The sequence below is a fragment of the Actinomyces ihuae genome (assembly GCF_001457875.1).
Taxonomy (GTDB): Bacteria; Actinomycetota; Actinomycetes; order Actinomycetales; family Actinomycetaceae; genus Pauljensenia; species Pauljensenia radingae_A.
This window is the reverse complement of sequence record NZ_CZPX01000003.1, coordinates 74,474-90,791: the sequence shown is the minus strand read 5'-3', so window position 1 is coordinate 90,791 and position 16,318 is coordinate 74,474. Positions and strand designations below refer to the sequence as shown.

At 57.5% G+C, this 16,318-nt stretch carries 14 protein-coding genes and 1 pseudogene; 11 read left to right on the top strand and 4 right to left on the bottom strand.

Annotated elements, in window-relative coordinates; all coding sequences use genetic code 11:
* Positions 1-421 precede the first annotated feature (421 nt).
* The 4 genes from BN3002_RS00405 (at position 422) to BN3002_RS00385 (ending at position 5,259) form a co-directional block, all read left to right on the top strand.
* Complete coding sequence (locus BN3002_RS00405) at positions 422-700, top strand: hypothetical protein (protein WP_117394351.1); 279 nt, start codon at positions 422-424, stop codon at positions 698-700.
* A gap of 1,007 nt (positions 701-1,707) precedes the next feature.
* Positions 1,708-3,069: an MFS transporter gene (locus BN3002_RS00395; RefSeq protein WP_058236085.1), complete on the top strand. Its 1,362-nt coding sequence runs from the start codon at positions 1,708-1,710 to the stop codon at positions 3,067-3,069.
* A 107-nt stretch (positions 3,070-3,176) separates the two neighbouring features.
* A complete protein-coding gene (locus BN3002_RS00390; RefSeq protein ID WP_058236084.1) occupies positions 3,177-4,178 on the top strand; it encodes a LacI family DNA-binding transcriptional regulator in 1,002 nt (333 codons plus the stop codon).
* Between the two features lie 43 nt (positions 4,179-4,221).
* Positions 4,222-5,259, top strand: a complete 1,038-nt coding sequence (locus tag BN3002_RS00385) for a nucleoside hydrolase (protein ID WP_058236083.1) — start codon at positions 4,222-4,224, stop codon at positions 5,257-5,259.
* 104 nt (positions 5,260-5,363) lie between these two features.
* Here BN3002_RS00385 and BN3002_RS00380 read toward each other — a convergent pair whose 3' ends face one another.
* Together BN3002_RS00380 and BN3002_RS00375 are read right to left on the bottom strand one after the other, a co-directional pair.
* Positions 5,364-6,416, bottom strand: coding sequence for a bacterial Ig-like domain-containing protein (locus BN3002_RS00380; protein ID WP_257525375.1), 1,053 nt, complete (start codon positions 6,414-6,416; stop codon positions 5,364-5,366).
* Between the two features lie 89 nt (positions 6,417-6,505).
* Entirely contained in the window at positions 6,506-7,309 is an 804-nt protein-coding gene (locus BN3002_RS00375) for an MMPL family transporter (protein WP_058236081.1), read from the bottom strand.
* Between the two features lie 40 nt (positions 7,310-7,349).
* Between BN3002_RS00375 and BN3002_RS11055 the strand changes: the two genes are divergently transcribed.
* From BN3002_RS11055 to add, 6 genes are all read left to right on the top strand, one after another.
* The gene (locus BN3002_RS11055; RefSeq protein ID WP_157843490.1) at positions 7,350-7,523 is read left to right on the top strand and encodes a hypothetical protein; all 174 of its coding nucleotides are present in this window, start codon (positions 7,350-7,352) and stop codon (positions 7,521-7,523) included.
* 12 nt (positions 7,524-7,535) lie between these two features.
* Entirely contained in the window at positions 7,536-8,132 is a 597-nt protein-coding gene (locus tag BN3002_RS00370) for a type IIL restriction-modification enzyme MmeI (protein ID WP_058236080.1), read from the top strand.
* A gap of 75 nt (positions 8,133-8,207) precedes the next feature.
* Entirely contained in the window at positions 8,208-8,516 is a 309-nt protein-coding gene (locus BN3002_RS00365) for a DUF4230 domain-containing protein (protein ID WP_058236079.1), read from the top strand.
* Positions 8,517-8,652: 136 nt separating this feature from the next.
* Positions 8,653-10,080, top strand: a complete 1,428-nt coding sequence (locus BN3002_RS00360; RefSeq protein ID WP_058236078.1) for a purine-cytosine permease family protein — start codon at positions 8,653-8,655, stop codon at positions 10,078-10,080.
* Between the two features lie 29 nt (positions 10,081-10,109).
* On the top strand, positions 10,110-11,870 hold the full coding sequence (locus BN3002_RS00355; RefSeq protein WP_058236077.1) for an adenine deaminase C-terminal domain-containing protein: 1,761 nt from the start codon (positions 10,110-10,112) through the stop codon (positions 11,868-11,870).
* Positions 11,871-11,878: 8 nt separating this feature from the next.
* Positions 11,879-12,877, top strand: a complete 999-nt coding sequence (gene add, locus BN3002_RS00350) for an adenosine deaminase (RefSeq protein WP_058236076.1) — start codon at positions 11,879-11,881, stop codon at positions 12,875-12,877.
* A gap of 178 nt (positions 12,878-13,055) precedes the next feature.
* Here add and BN3002_RS10985 read toward each other — a convergent pair.
* Both BN3002_RS10985 and BN3002_RS11535 read right to left on the bottom strand, forming a co-directional pair.
* Positions 13,056-13,451, bottom strand: a pseudogene (locus BN3002_RS10985) (DUF2254 family protein).
* Positions 13,452-13,505: 54 nt separating this feature from the next.
* Positions 13,506-13,694 (bottom strand): hypothetical protein, encoded by a 189-nt coding sequence (locus tag BN3002_RS11535; RefSeq protein WP_058236075.1) that lies wholly within the window; start codon positions 13,692-13,694, stop codon positions 13,506-13,508.
* Positions 13,695-13,927: 233 nt separating this feature from the next.
* Between BN3002_RS11535 and BN3002_RS11450 the strand changes: the two genes are divergently transcribed.
* Entirely contained in the window at positions 13,928-16,249 is a 2,322-nt protein-coding gene (locus tag BN3002_RS11450; RefSeq protein WP_074026123.1) for a type I restriction-modification system subunit M, read from the top strand.
* Positions 16,250-16,318: the final 69 nt, after the last annotated feature.

Below are 16,318 nucleotides of genomic sequence, written 5' to 3'. Positions count from 1 at the left end.
CCGAATTATGAGTATTAATGCGTTGTTATTGGGGTTTGATGAGGGGTATGAAGCTTTGAATTATTGTTCGACGAGCACTTGTGATCGACCGGTTTGGGGTGCCTGGCAGTTAAATCACGTACTGACATTACCTCTAAAACGCAAGCTGACTTGTTTATAAAACTGCTGCTAGAAGGATATTTTATTACGGAACTCGTGATAATTAAAACCTCTCTTGTCACTAAAACGGCCTGATGCTGGGAAGTTCGAGTACCTAAAGCGCAAGTTGCAGGCGAGATATATGGGCCAGATCCTTATCGATGGGATCTGCATTCCCTATAACTGGTGTAAATCAGACTGGGTTTGTGAGAGGGCATGCTATACCTAGCAAGGTTTTTCTATAGCTATCAGTGCTTATGACCAGGAGACCAGGGAGCGGTCGGTGAAGATATGCTTTGATATCCTTGCTGGCGGTGCCTCGTCGAAGCCGGCAGCTATTCGTGTTGTGGAAGGAAAGATGGGAATCAAAGTATCCACGTTGCGCAACTGGATGAGAAAGGCTGAGCAGGCCGAGGCACTGGAAGTAGCAGCCAGTGAGGCGGATAAAGATGCCGAACTTAACAAGCTACGCGAGGAAAATGCCCGGCTTAAGGAAGCCGACGAGATCTTGAAGCTGACGTCAGCTTTTTTGCCCAGACGGAGCTCGACCGCACTCAAGTGATTGTGAATTTTCTGCATATTCACCGGCACTTGTATTCCATCGAGCGGATGTGCCACGTGTTCAACGAGCACGAATACGACATTTCGCCAGCAACCTACTACCGTTACATCAGCCGGGTTGACCCCCACACAGGCCGAACTCGAGGAAGCGTATGCTGCCCACAAGCTGTACACGCTGTGGGTGAAGGCGAGGCGCATCTATGTGGCAGGCGCAAAACGCTGGAAAGCAGCCCTGCGCGCTGGATGGCGGATTGGCCGTGACCAGGTACAACGACTGATGAACATCCTGGGAATCAAGCGTGCGCCGGAAGAAGTCGCACCGCACCCCGACCAGTGGCGGGCGCCGGATTTCACCTACGTTTCTACCTTGCAGGGGGGATATGCGTCAGTTCTGTTGAGGACGTGTGCACCAGAGAAATCCTTGCAGTCGTCGACACCCAGACGGATAACAGTCTGGTCGCATGTGCCTTGAGGCAGGCGTTGGCCACACGGAAGTGTCAGGACTCGTTCTTTAAGTCTGCTGGGGTCATACATCACTCCGATGCAGGTAGTCTGTATACCTTGACTGATCTGCGCGACCTGCTGCAACGCCACGGGATGGATGGCTCAATCGGTACCGTTGGGGATGCCTACGACGATGGGCTGATGGAGTCAGCCATTGGGCTGCACAAGTCCGAGCTGATTGACGTTGAAGTTGCTGCCTGGGCCAACAGGCAAGAAGGGAGACCGCGGCTATCGGATGGGGCCACCGGTGCAATACCGACAGGTTGTATTCATCGATTGGGGACATCCCACCCGGTGAGAGATACGCCAACCATTTTCAACATGCAGCCTTCAAGGCTGCCTAACACGCCGCTCTCAAAACTCAGGCCAATTCAGTATGCGCCTGGATTCCCTCCGTTTAGTGAAGCGTTTCGAGTGACCAGAGTGTTTTGCACCCTCGTATCTATACGTATAGAATGCGTCTCGCATAAATCAATGGTGAACCTGTGAAACAGGGGAGGGCAGATGCCGCACATCAAGCATCGCAATCAAATAGCCGATCAACACTTCGAAAGTACCCACGGACGCAAATCTTTCTGGTCCGCAATCGTGTCAATCTGGTTGGGCACGACGATGGAATACGTCGACTTCGCACTGTATGGAATGGCAGCAGGCCTGGTCTTCAGCGATGTCTTCTTCCCTGAACAAACCAAGATCATCGCATTGCTCTCCGCGTTCATCACCTACGCGGTCGGCTTCCTGGCCCGCCCCGTGGGCGCATTCGTGCTGGGACGGCTCGGTGATCGCGTCGGCAGGAAGAAAATCCTTGTCTTCACCGTCGCCCTCATGGGTATCGCAACCTCGGGAATCGGCCTTCTGCCCACATACGCCACCATCGGAATCTGGGCGCCGATCCTGCTCGCCCTGCTGCGCATCTGCCAGGGATTCGGTGCAGGTGCCGAACTTTCCGGCGGCGCAGTCATGCTGGCCGAATATGCACCCACCCGCCACCGCGGCCTGGTCGCCTCACTGATCGGTGTCGGCTCCAACAGCGGCACGCTGCTCGCCTCGATCGTGTGGCTGCTGGTCCTGCTGCTGCCGCACGAACAGGTCATTTCCTGGGGATGGCGAATCCCGTTCCTGTGCTCTGTGCTGGTCGCAGCATTCGCACTGTTCCTTCGCCGCTCGATGGATGAAAGCCCCGTCTTCAAGACCTATCAGGAGAAGAAAGCACGCGAACTGGCCGACCTCGACAAGGCGGAAAACGAGCCCGCTAAGTCGACCTTCGGGTGGAAAGCCTTCCTGGTCATGCTGGGTCTGCGCATCGGTGAAAACGGCCCGTCTTACATGGCTCAGGGATTCCTGGTCGGCTACACCGTCAACGCGCTGGGCATGAACAAGTCCGTCCCCACGACCGCAGTGCTGATTGCGTCGATCCTCGGTTTTGCTGTCATCCCACTGTCTGGCTGGTTGTCCGACAGGTTCGGACGACGCATCACCTATCGCGTCTTCTGCGCCCTGCTCGTCATCTACGGCGTGCCCGCATTCTTCCTCATGGAATCGCGCGACGCCCTCGTTGTCGGAGCAGTCATCGTGGTCGGCATGTGTCTGGGTTCCCTCGGAATCTTCGGCGTGCAGGCTGCCTACGGCGTCGAACTGTTCGGCGTCGGCCACCGCTACTCAACAATGGCGATTGCCAAGGAACTGGGATCCATCCTGTCAGGCGGAACCGCTCCGATGGTCGCGTCAGCACTGCTGGCTGCGACCGGCTCGTGGATCCCGCTGGCCATCTACTTCATGGTCACCGCTGGAATCGGCTTCATCACCACGTTCTTCGCACCGGAGACTCGAGGCCGCGACCTCACACTGATCGAAGATGCCATCTAGGCCACGATGCTAAAGTGAAGGATAGAAAATCGCCTTCATGCACGATGCCGGTTTTCTGTCTTTGTTTTAGCGCGACGAGGACGCCCCGACCCCAAGCAGACATCGATATGGCGAAAAGAGCTACTCAGAACGACGTTGCCAAGCTGGCGGGCACGTCAACAGCAGTCGTGAGCTACGTGATCAACAACGGTTCGCGCCCCGTTGCTCCCGAAACCCGCAAACGTGTGCTGGAAGCGATTAAGCAGACCGGCTACCGTCCGAACAACGCGGCCAGGGCACTGCTGACAGGCAAAGGCACCACTTTCGGAGTGGTTGTCCCTGACCTGGCGAACCCGTTCCTGGCACACATGCTCCAAAGCATCGAAGACGAGTTCTACGATCATGGGTATTCGCTGCTGGTCGCTGATTCACACGACTGCCTCAAGCGAGAAGAAGACATCATCGAGACTATGATGAGCCAGCAGGTCGCTGGCCTGGTGTGGTACTCGGTTGATCAGCCGCCGCCTGCTCACCTGCTGAAAGACTTCGCGCGGCCGGTGGTATTCGCCAATGCGTGCACTCCGACAGACACTGGCGAAGTTGCAGGGCAGCGTATCAGCGTCCTGGAAGACGAACGAGGAAGCGCCGCAGATCTGACGCGCGAACTCAAGAAACGCGGCTGCAGGACCATCGGGCACCTGGGCGGGCCGCGCGGACGCATCAACTCCGCCGAACGCAGCCGAGGCTGGTTCGACGCCCTCGACGACGGTTCAGACGGCAATCCCGAAGATCACCCCCACCACCTGAGTGCCCCCTACACGTACGGGGGTGGGTGGCAGATGGCCGAACACTTTGTGAACCTGGGCTGTGACGGGGTGGTCGTGTCCAATGAGATGCAGGCAGTAGGGCTCATGGCGCGCCTGGCATCACTGGGCGTGCGTATCCCCGACGACATCAGTGTGGTGGCCATGCACATCACTGCGCATGCCGAATACTGTGTGCCGGCACTGTCGGGAATCCACGTGGATATGGCTGATCTGTCAGCTCAGATCGCCACCTCGTTGCTGGGGTCAGGCGCGGCCGCCACCATCGTTCCGACAACATACTTCGTAGAGCGGGCCAGCTGTTAGCCCGCTCCTCACTCTCACTTCACGAAAGTTTCAGGTTTTATTGATGCCACTCATCATTGACTGCGACCCCGGCAACGGCATTCCAGGTGCGAACGTCGACGACGCGCTGGCACTGTGCTTAGCGTGGTCCAGCCCCCAGCTGGATCTGGCGTCGGTGTGGACGGTCTTTGGAAACGTCAGCGCCGCGGAAGGCGCGCAGGCGGCGCATCGGTTGGCGCAGGCATTCGGTGTGAGCACCCCGATCCTCACAGGATGCGACGTTCCCCTCGACACATATGTGTCACGCGGAGCCTGGCGGGACAAGATGGAAACGCCCCGTCGCGCGCCTGACGTTGCGCGCCTGTGGCAAGGGGAGGAATACCCCGCGCAAGGGGAGTCGGCACAGCAGGATGCGTCTGATCCGTGCGAGTCCGTGCAGGAAGTGGCGGCACGGCTGGCTCACGATGTCATGTCGCACGTACACGGCGGCCCGGTCACAATCGCTGCCCTCGGGCCGCTGACCGACATTGGAGCACTGATCCGGTTCGAGCCGGAAGCTGCCCGCCATGTGGCAGAGATCCGCATGATGGGCGGATGCCAGGGGTACGACGACCTTGTCGACACGAACTTTGCGATCGACCCGCTGGCGGCCTCCATCGTGTTCGCCTCTGGAATCGACCTGACAGTTGTGCCACTCGATGTCACGCGCACGACGCAGCTTTCGCGCGAGCGGTGGGAACAGGTCAGGCAACGTGCCGGCGACCTGCCCGAGCAGCGTGAGCGGGCCGAAGCCATAGATGCATGGCTGAGTCCGTGGATCGAATACAGCACGCGCACGCGGCCGGTGGACGGCATGTGGGTACACGACATGGTGGTCATCGCCCAGATGCTGTGCCCGGAGGTTGTCGAGGAGGAGGCAGGCCGCTTTATGCTGGCACGCGACCCCAGGGGCAAACTGCTGGAGGCCTGCGATGGGGGATCGGGCGAGGGCACCTGCGGCGACGAGGAATTCCTTGCCAAGCCAAGACAGGTAAACATGGTGACCGCTGTTGATAACGACAGGCTGTTGACGCTGTGGACGAACGTCGTCCTCGGCGTGTAGAGCCATTGCGCGTGGCTTCTCACTGGCACAACTCGGTATGATATTTTCAGGCGTAACGAAAGTGGAGCCCGACGAATCGGACCCCACTTTCGTGTTACCTCCGGTTAGTGCTTCCTGCGGCGTACGAGCGCCGCACCACCAGCCAGTGCGAACAGTGCCGCAATTCCGGCTCCTGTTGCGTTCGAACCAGTGGCTGCCAGTCCGGGCTTGCCAGTCGAGCTGATCGAGTACTTACCGTTAGCACCCTCAGCGTCGGGGATGGCGCATTCGACCTTCGGCTCTTCCGGTCGTGGCTTCACCATGAGTTTCGCAGTCTTGGTGACCGTGGCACCATTTTGGTCGGTAGCCGTGAACTCAATCTGATACTCGCCAGCCTTGTTGGCGTCAAACTTCGAGTCTGGATTGGCCAGTGTCTTACCTCCGGTTGCCTTGGAAACCATGGAGGACAGGTCGATCTGGTCGCCTTCCCAGATCTCCAGATCCTTCAGCTCCAGTGTCGGCGCGGGCTTCACTTCCGCGATGCGCTTCTTGACGATCAAGTTCGCGGTCTCTTTGGTCTCAACGCCGTCGGCATTGGTAACGGTGACTTCAACCGGATATGTGCCAGCGACAGCTGAATTGAACTCGGCGTTCAAATCAGGAACCGGGGTACTGTCGGTCCCCTCTTTGGTGATCATGTCCGCAAGTTTGAAGGGCTCACCCTCCCAAATCGTAACGTCCTTAACGGCAAGCTTCGCCGGGGGATTCTTCACTGTCAGGCGAGCAGTCTTCGTGACGCTGGTAGTCCCATCCTCGCTGGTGACCGTGTAGGTCAGGTCGTAGGTTCCAGGCTTGTTCACGTCGTACTTCGAATTCGGGTCGAGCGTAACGTTCCCGCCAGCGGAGTTCGTGACGAGGGTGTCGAAGTCCCCACCGAACTCAATGGTCTTATCAGCAACCTCAAGAGTCGGGTTAATGACCAGGTTTGCCGTAGCAGTATTGCTCTTCACACCAAATTCATCGGTGACCGTGAAGGTCAGCGGGAAAGTACCAGCCTTGCTGGAGTTAGCCGGGGCGCCCTCAATCTTGACGTCATCTTTCAGGTCGCGGCCCTTGTAGTCGGTGGCAGACACGAGCAACGACTGGGGATCGAGCGTGTCACCGACGGTAATCGCCAGGTCTTTCGCTACGACCTTCGGAGCGATGGCCCACTGCGCCCTTAGCCTGACGATTCCACCTGTGATGTGGAGGTTTTTGGTGTCAGTGGTTAAAGTATCGACTTCGTCGAACTGATAAGGGTTTTGTCTGGTGAATGTCTTGTCCTCATTATTGAGATTGAGCGTGGGATCCAGCTTGCTCGTTCCGGACCAGCCTCGGCCAGCTTCTGCCATGGCCACCAGATCTGAGGGCCGATGTTGAGCACCAAGCCTGGGATCAGCAGCGTTCGGACGATGAGCGTGTCTTTGAGCACGCCGTACGCGACGATGAACGCCAGCTGGATCATGAACATCAACGGGATGACGACGAGCGCGGAGAACGTCGCGGCGAGCACGGTGCCTGCCGACGTAATGGCGCCGCCTGTCACCGTCAGCGCCTTGAGGATTCCTGGGCGTGTTCCGATGTGATGGGCCTCCTCGCGGGCACGCGTCATGAGGAAGATTGTGTAGTCGATGCCAAGCGCAACCAGGAATAAGAAGCCACACAGTGCTACGGATGGGTCGGCGCCGGGGAACTTCAGCACGTGGTTGCACGCAAGCGAGGCTGTACCCAGGGCAGTGCCGAAGGAGATCACTGTTGCGGCGATGAGGATGGTGGGGAGCAACAATGCGCGCAGCAGGATGGCCAGAATCACCCACACAACGACGAGCGCGAGGGGGATGATGACGCGCAGGTCACGTTCGCCAGTCAGGTTGGTGTCGATGTCCGTGGCGGTAATGCCGCCGACGAGCACGGAGTCTAAGAGCGCATGCAGTTCGTCACGAATCTTTGCAACAGTCGACTCGGCTTCCCTCGAATCTGAAGCGTCGCTGAGGGTGGCGTGGATGTAGACGCGGCCGTCGAGGACGGCCATGGCATCGTCGATGTTTTCCTGGGAAGAATAATCTGCGCAGGTGATCCAGCCCCTGCATCGAAGTGTTCGTCAAGAAGTCTTTGGCCTTACTGACCCGGATTCGCTTCGCTCCAGCCGCGAGAAAGCTGCCTCGATTGATGCGGGGGCGTTGGTTGGAAAGCTCCGTGCTGCGTTGCTGGAGCAATATATCGATCCGAAAACCACGCAGGCTTAACACGCGCTCAACGTGCTGTGTGTTCGAATCGTGTTCTGCCTGTTCGCTGAGGATGCGGGACTGTTCGAGAAGGACGCGTTCTACCGGTATCTGTCCTCTTTCGATGCACAGCAGCTGCGTTCGGCTCTCCTCGAGTTGTTTAAGGTGCTCGATACGCCGGTTCCTGACCGCGATCCGTACCTGTCGGATCGTCTGCGGGCTTTCCCCTATGTCAACGGTGGTCTGTTCAAGGGGAACGTGGAAATACCGAATTTCACTGAATCGATCCGCTCCCTTCTGCTGAACGAGGTGGCGCAGGATACAGATTGGTCGCAGATTTCACCGACCATTTTCGGTGGGGTTTTTGAATCGACCTTGAACCCTGAAACTCGTCGTTTCGGCAGTATGCACTATACCAGTCCGGAAAACATCCACGAGGTCATTGATCCTCTGTTCCTTGACGATCTTCGCAGCGAGCTCGACACGTTTCTGACTGCAGATGGGCTTACTGAGCGTCAACAAGACAACCGGCTGCGCATGTTCCACGAGAAACTGGGTTCGTTAACTTTCTTTGAAGGTTTCAACCCGACTTGGATACAAAATCGCAGCACAGTCGCGCTGGGGGCGTGAGTGGTTCAAATGGGAGGTCGTTGGTTCAGTTCCGAGAGAATGAAGTATTAGGTTGAAGATTTGCTGTGTGGAAGGGTGCGGCCAACCAGGAGCGTTTACGACGCGCACGCGGCCGACGTTCTGGGCGAGTCGATAGACCCGGCCAGTGTCGAGATTTATGACCAGTCGTTCAACCCGCTAAACCAGGTCTCGGTGGACGACGTGACAGATTTTCTCAGCGCCGAGACTGATAAGAACAGGGACGAAGCGATCAAGGGAGGTCCGCTGCAGAAATCAGAGGAGCACACCGCGAGGCTGCTGAAGTCCCACGTTAAGGCGGTGCTCGTGGGCACGGACAAGGCCGACTACGAGGTAGAGGTTAAGTTCGCCGGCGGGAACGTGTGACAGCTCTATTTCTTTAGGGACGGCGTTAAACCAGAAATCGCTTAACAGCAAGTTGAATCGGCCTAGTCAGTTCTATAAACTCTGGATCGGATCCTAACCCAGTTCGGCTGGGCACCTTGAAAACTAAGGAGACGATTTGTCAGATCCAGCGGCTCTTGAAACCTCTTCAGGTATCGATCAACAGGGCATTGATCTCGTCCCACCAAATCGTCGGCACGGAAAAGCCATCGACTTATTCTTCCTCTGGGCCGGTACAACCACGAACATCTTCACCGTCTCTTACGGCGCGCTGCTGGTGATTCTTTTCGGCCTCAGTTTCTGGCAGGCTATCGCGGCGATCGTCATCGGCAACCTAATCGCCTACCCGTTGCTGGCGCTGGCCTCGTTGCAGGGCCCCAAGACCGGCACGACCAACATGACGATCAGCCGCTCTAGCCTGGGTCCTCGAGGCGGACGAGCAAATGGCCTGTTCTCGTGGCTGATGCTGCTCGGCTTCGAAGCTGCCGGTCTGGTGCTCGTTTATTACGCGATTGCCGCGCTACTAGGCATTTTCGGCGTCGATATCTCGGGCGTTACGCAGGTCGTGCTCATCGTGGTGCTCGGCCTTATCCAAATGCTGCTGCCGCTGATCGGCTACAACTTCCTGATGGCAGCGCAGAAATTCGCCACAATCATTTTCGCCTGCGCGTTCGTAATCCTGGCAGTGCTGATCCTGCCCAAGGTAAACATCGCGACGGGCGAGGTAGGCGCCGACATCAACGCGATGATCAGCGCGATCAGTCTAGTAGTGGTCTCCGGCGGCCTGAGTTGGGCATGCTCCGGCTCGAACTTCTCACGATATTTGCGCGAAGAAACCAGCCCGTTATCGGTTAGCACCTGGGCCGCGCTGGGCGGTTTCGTGCCGTACCTCTTGCTGCAGAGCCTAGGCGCCGCCATGGCTACGGTCGCAGTCGGCCCCGACGTTGACCTCTCCGACCCGCTAGCCGTTCCCGCGATCTTGCCTGCGGGGTTCTCTGTGCCGTTTCTGCTTCTAGTGGGCTTCGGCCTGATGGTACAAAACGGCACCAACCTTTATTCGTCGTCACTTAACCTGCAGACCGCCGGCATCCCGGCAAAGCGCCCGATGGTTGTCGTCACTGACTCGATAATTTGCATCTTGATCACTATCTTCGCGGTCGCCCAGTCGTCGTTCTACGCGCTGCTGAGCGCCTTCGTCGGTTCGCTGAGCGTCTGGCTAGCACCTTGGATCACGATCTATCTCGTCGATTGGGTTATGAGACGCGGCAATTACGATCTGGCTGGCTTGATGAACGACAAGGGCGGGGTCTACTGGGGTGTCGGGGGCGTGAAGCTGCCCGGATTCGTCTCGCTGATTGCCGGAATGATCGGTTCCGCGCTATTTGCCAACACCGGATATTTCATCGGCCCGATTGCAGCTGCGATCTCGCCGCAACACCCGGAATATGCCCCTGACTTGGCGATTCCCGCCGGGATAGTGGTCAGCGGCCTCCTGTTCATAGCACTCACAATCACCAATAAGAAGAAGAATTTAGGGATCGCGTGACCGCGCGCCCGCAAAGCTAAGGAGTAGAAATGCCTAACCGGCACGTAATGGATGTGGCCTACGGCAGGGCACATGCTGACAAAATCATCGAAAACGGCAAGCTGGTTAATGTCCTAACTGGCGAAATCTATCCAGCAGACGTGGCCATCGCGGACGGCCGTGTGGCTGCCGTCGGCGACGTGTCTGCGCAGAAGGGCCCCGATACCGAGATCATCGACGCCGAGGGCCGCTACCTGACCCCGGGTCTGATCGACGGCCACATGCACATCGAGTGCTCGAAGCTCTCTGTGACGATGCTCGCCGACATGGTCGCACGTTATGGCACCACCTCGGTCATCTCCGGACTCGATCAGGTGTTGGTCGCCGCAGGCATTGACGGCGTGAAGGAGTTCCTGGCGGAGGCCGCCGACTCGTCGGTACACGTCTGGTGGGGAGCACCGGCTAAGGCGCCCTACACCATCCCCGAGTCCAACGTCGGTTATGCGTTCAAGGCCGAGGACCACAAGATAGCCCAGGAGATGCCCGAGTGCGTCGGCCTGTGGGAGACGGTTCAGGAGATGGTTGAGGACGGTGACGAGGACGTTCTGGCCGCGATGGACATTGCGGAGAAGAACCGACTGCACGCCTTCGGCTGCGCGCCTCTGGTGGACGCCCGCAGGGTGGCTGGATACGCCTCTTCCGGGGTTGTCCTATGTCACGAGTCATACTCGCCTGAGGAAGAGCTGGAGAAGATGCGCAACGGCATCGACATCATCATCAGGGAGTCTACCGCGGCCCCGATGCTGCGCGAGAACATCAAGCTGGTCACCGAGATGGGCGCCCCGAGCGACCGTGTCGGTTTCTGCACCGACGACATAACCTCGAGCGATGTGCTTGGCCGTGGCCATCTCGACTACGTGGTTCGCCTGGCCATCGAGTGCGGCGTGACCCCGATGCAGGCAATTCAGATGGGCTCGATCAACACCGCCCGCATGTACAAGCTCGATCACAAGATCGGCTCGATCGCACCCGGCCGCTTCGCCGACATCCTGTTCGTGGACGACCTGAATGACTTCCGACCCGCACGCGTGATGACCGCTGGCCGCATCGTCGCCGAGAACGGCAAGTCGGTCGTAGCTCCGGTGGCGCCCGAGCGCACCTCGGTTGTCGCCGACACCTTCAAGCTGAAGGAAGTGGACGCAAGCCGCATCAAGGTCGAGGCCGAGGGCTCCAAGGCAGTCGTTCAGGCGATAGTGCTCAGCAAGGACGTGGCCTTCCGCCGTCCCGGCGCGGAGATCGAGCTGGACATCGTCGACGGCGTGGTTCAGCCCTGCATCGAAAAGGACGCAATCATGGTTGCCGTCGCCGAGCGCTACGGCAAGACCGACAACCTGCCGGTTGCCTTCATCAACGGTTTCGGTATCAAGAAGGGTGCGATCGCGACCTCCAACTCGCCAGATGACAACAACGTCGTGGTGGCCGGAACCAATGCGGCAGACATGGCCCTCGCCATCAACGAGGTGACTAGGCTTGGAGGTGGCCAGGTGGCTGTTGCCGATGGCGACGTCATCGGCAGGCTGCCACTGCCGGTAGCCGGCATCGTAGCTGACATTCCAGCTGAGGAGATGGCCGCTGCCGAACAGGAGATGGATCGCATCGCCCGCGATGAGTTGGGCAGCGACCTGCCGTCGCCATTCGGCCAGCTGTTGTTCCTGTCGATCACCGCAATCCCGGAGTGGGCGATCACCGATCTGGGCCTGATCGACTGCGTCAAGTTCGTCGTCACCGATCCCGTAATTTCCAGCAACTAGGAGTCAAAGTGAAGATTTCACCCTTCGTTCAGAAACTGCCCAAGGTAGAGCTGCACCTACACATCGAGGGCACGCTCGAGCCGGAGCTGAAGTTCAAGCTCGCCGAGCGCAATGGCATCAAGCTCGCCGAGGAAACCCCCGAGCAGGTTCGCGAATCATACGATTTCGACGATCTGGCGTCCTTCCTGGCTGCGTACTACGACGGCATGAACGTGCTGCTGACCGCCGAGGATTTTTACGACCTAGCCATGGCATACCTGAGCAAGGCAGCCGAGCAGAACGTGCGCTACGTGGAAATGTTCTTCGACCCCCAGGCGCACACCTGCCGTGGCGTCTCGTTCCACACCGTCATCCATGGCCTGCACCGCGCTCAGGTCGAGGCCGAGAAGAAGTTGGGCATCAAGTCGGCTCTGATCATGTGCTTCCTGCGCGACTTCCAGGCCGAGTACGCGATGGCCACGCTGACCCAGGCCCTGGATTACAAGCACTGGATCATCGGCGTCGGGCTGGACTCCGACGAGACTGGCAACGCGCCTGAGAAGTTCGCCGAGGTCTTCGCTCGCGCTCGTGAGGAGGGCTTCCTGCTGACTATGCACGCCGACGTCGACATTAAGAACTCGATCGAGCACATCCGCCAGCTGATCGAGGAGATCAAGGTTGACCGCATCGACCACGGCACTAACGTCAGCGAGAACCCCGACTATGTGCAGTATCTGGTGGACAACAAGATCGGCCTGACCAGCTGCCCGATTTCCAACACCTGGGTTTCGGACGGCTCCAAGACTCAGCTGATCAAGCAGTTATCTGACAAGGGAATTAAGATCTGCATCAATTCCGACGACCCTGCATATTTCGGCGGCTACATCGGCGAGAATCTGCAGCTAGTTGCCGATGAGTTGGACGCAGACGAGGACTTCCTCAAGCAACTCTGCCTGAATGCGGTGGATATTTCGTGGGCCACCCCGACGCTCAAGCATCAGCTGCGGGAAGAGATTGCCGCCTGCTAAACCTTTCCAGCAACATAATTGGAGCCTTGGCTCCATGAAGCTGCTCCTCCGCACTTCGACTCGGAGGGGCAGCTTTTATCTTTAGACGCCGCTTTCTGGCGAGGGATCCTTCAGCAGATCCTTCTCCCAGGCTGCCTTCTTCACACTTTCTAGGTCGACCGGGTCCTCGATATGTTTCTCAGCAGCCGCAATGATTCGCTTCTGCTGCTTGACAACGAAGCGCTTGATGTTTTTGGTCGGCGACGCTATAAACCGATTCGAGAACCTGCAGCAGCGAGATCACTACTAGGGGTTCGTCGGAACCATTGCGACGTATCTCGCCGCAGAAGTCGTCAATTATCTCCTCGAGTTCCCTCGCGACCGCCCAGACCAGTAGCCTGCCGTTCTCGTCGCGCTTAACCTGCGGGTAGATCGGGTTCTCAACCAGGTCTCGAAGGCTGGTTTAGCACTGCCCGGTGGTGCGGAAGACCGTAGTCGGATCGTTGACGCCGGAACTCAAGGCTCGTACGCCGATATCGAGCACCTGGCGCAGCTCAGCGTTGATGCCATGTTTTTCGACGGGGACGCCGAACATGCGCGACGCGGTCTCGCAGTACAGATCCTTGCCTTGTTCAAACGCTGCCAGGGTTCATGCTTCTCCGGCGAGCCAGGCGATGACACGGGCTTCAATCGCGAAGTAGTCAGCGACGATGAACCGGCATCCGGCGTTGGGGATGAACGTGGCACGGATCAACTGGCTCAGGGTGTCTGGCACGGAGTCGTAGAGCAGTTCGAGCGCGTCGAGGTCAGGCAGATAGTTACGCGGTAGGTTCTGCACCTGGACGAGGCGTCCGGCGAACCTACCGGCGTGCCCCGCGCCGTAGAACTGGATGAGGCCGCGTGCCCGACCGCCCGCTTCTGCGCGTTGACTTTAAGGAGTATTCAAGGGGGTGTGGCCGGCCAAACTGCTTTAGTGCATGTTGCGCGCAATCTTTGTCCTACTCTCTCGATATCCTTATGAAAGTGGCCCGTTGCGGCGTTTAAACTGGTTAGTGGTATCGGGAGTTTATTGTGGGTAGTGAGGCTCAAAGACAAGAGCTACATCGGACTACCTGGCGTATTGCTAATGATCTACGCGGGTCGGTAGATGGCTGGGATTTCAAACAGTACGTGCTCGGCATGCTGTTTTACCGCTTCATTTCCGAACGTTTTGTTCAACACGTGAACCGGCTGGAGCGCGAGACGGATCCCGATTTTGACTACGTTCAACTTCCCGATGATCTAGCCGAGTATGGTCGCGATAGTTCGGTTGCAGAACTAGGCTTTTTTATTCGCCCTTCCGAACTTTTTGAGAACGTGCGCAAGAACGCGGCTTCTGACCCGGATTTGAATGAGCGGCTTGAGCAGGTTTTTCGCAATATTGAGGGTTCAGCTGTTGGCTCCCAGTCAGAGGGCGACATTAAAGGCTTGTTCGATGACTTGGATGTGAACAGCGCGAAGCTTGGTAATACCGTGGCGGCTCGTAATGCGAAGCTGGTGCGGATTTTGAATGAGATTGGGAATCTACCACTTGGTGATTTCAGCTCTCACTCGATTGACATGTTTGGGGATGCTTACGAGTTCTTGATGACAATGTACGCATCTTCAGCAGGCAAGTCGGGTGGCGAGTTCTTCACCCCGCAGGACGTTTCTGAACTGCTTGCGCGCCTAACTTTGGTGGGTAAAACCAAGGTGAACGGCGTGTATGATCCAGCGTGCGGCAGCGGCAACTTTCTGACGGAAACCTACATTGAGCTGCGGCGCTTGGAGAACGTCGTTATAGGCGAGCTGCTTCGTAACCAGACGATGCTCGACTTCGAGGAGGTTGGAGACAGTCCGGTCAAAGTGTCGCTGCACCAGTTTTACGGGATTGAGATCAACGACTTCGCGGTGTCTGTTGCGCGCACGGCCCTGTGGATTGCGGAGCTGCAGGCAAACATTGAATCCGAGACGATCATTTTGCGTGAGATCGACGACCTCCCGTTGCGAGATTCGGCTTCCATTCACGAAGGCAATGCGCTGACGATGGACTGGCAGAGCGTTCTGCCTGCTCAGCAATGCAGCTTCGTTATGGGGAATCCGCCTTTCATCGGCTACTCGAATATATCTGCTCAGCAGCGAGCAGATATGGAGCTGGTCTTTGACGGCATGAAGCAGCACGGTTTGCTGGATTATGTCGCTGGTTGGTACCGCAAAGCGGCGGACTACATGGAGGGGACGTCTATCGAAGCTGCGTTTGTCTCCACGAATTCGATCTGTCAGGGTCAGCAGGTGGCGCCATTGTGGCGACCGCTCTTCGAACGCGGAATCACCATCAACTTTGCGCATCGATCATTTGTGTGGGGTAACGAGGCGAGTGATCAGGCGCACGTCCATGTCGTCATCGTCGGCTTCAGCTATGTTGCGCGGAAAAACAAGGTGCTTTTTGACGTTCAGGAAATTGATGAGGGCGTCTCACGATCGGTTGACAATATCAATGGGTATCTTGTTGACGCTGCGAATGTCTTTATCGGACGACGTAGCAAGCCGCTGTGCGACGTGCCTCCCATGAGTGCTGGAGGAAAACCCACTGAGAATGGAAACCTCCTGATGTGGGAGCATGAAAAAGACAAGCTGCTGAAAGTTGAACCGGCGGCTGAAAAATGGATACGCCGCTTCTCGATGGGTGAAGAATTCATCAAAGGTAAGAAACGATATTGTTTGTGGCTTGTTGATTGCACGCCGCAGGAATTGCGCTCAATGCCGCATGTTCTTGAACGAGTACGCAAAGTAAAAGAATTTAGAGAAAATTCGACAAAGGCCGCCACTCGGAAGAAGGCGGAAACTCCGTGGCTCTTTGATGAAGTGAGACCGCCGAAGGGAGACCGATTCATTGGTGTGCCTCCGGTTTCGTCGGAGCGTCGAAAGTATATACCGGTCGGATTCGTGAGCAATGGAATGATTCCCGGGAATCAGCTGTACTTTGTCGCCGATGCATCAATCTATGATTTCGGCATTTTTACCTCTCAATTCCACAATGCCTGGATGCGAACAGTGGCAGGTCGTCTTGAAATGCGCTACCGCTACGCCAATACCATCGTGTACAACAATTTTGTGTGGCCGCAGGCTAATGATGCGCAGCGTGCACTCGTTGAGCAAAAGGCGCAGGCGGTTCTTGATGCGCGGGATCAATACCAGGGCGCAGCATTGGCTGACCTGTACGATCCAGACAATGCGTGGCTGTACCCGGCGCTGACCCGCGCCCATCACGAACTTGATGCAGCGGTTGAAGCTGCGTATGGTGTGGACTTTGACGGTGACGAGCGGAAGATCGTCGCGCACTTGTTCGACCTGTACGCACAGGCGACTGCGTAGGTGATCGCGGGCCCACGCACTGGCCCAGCGCTCGCTCCGTTATCCGTAGGCCATCCGAACACATCATCA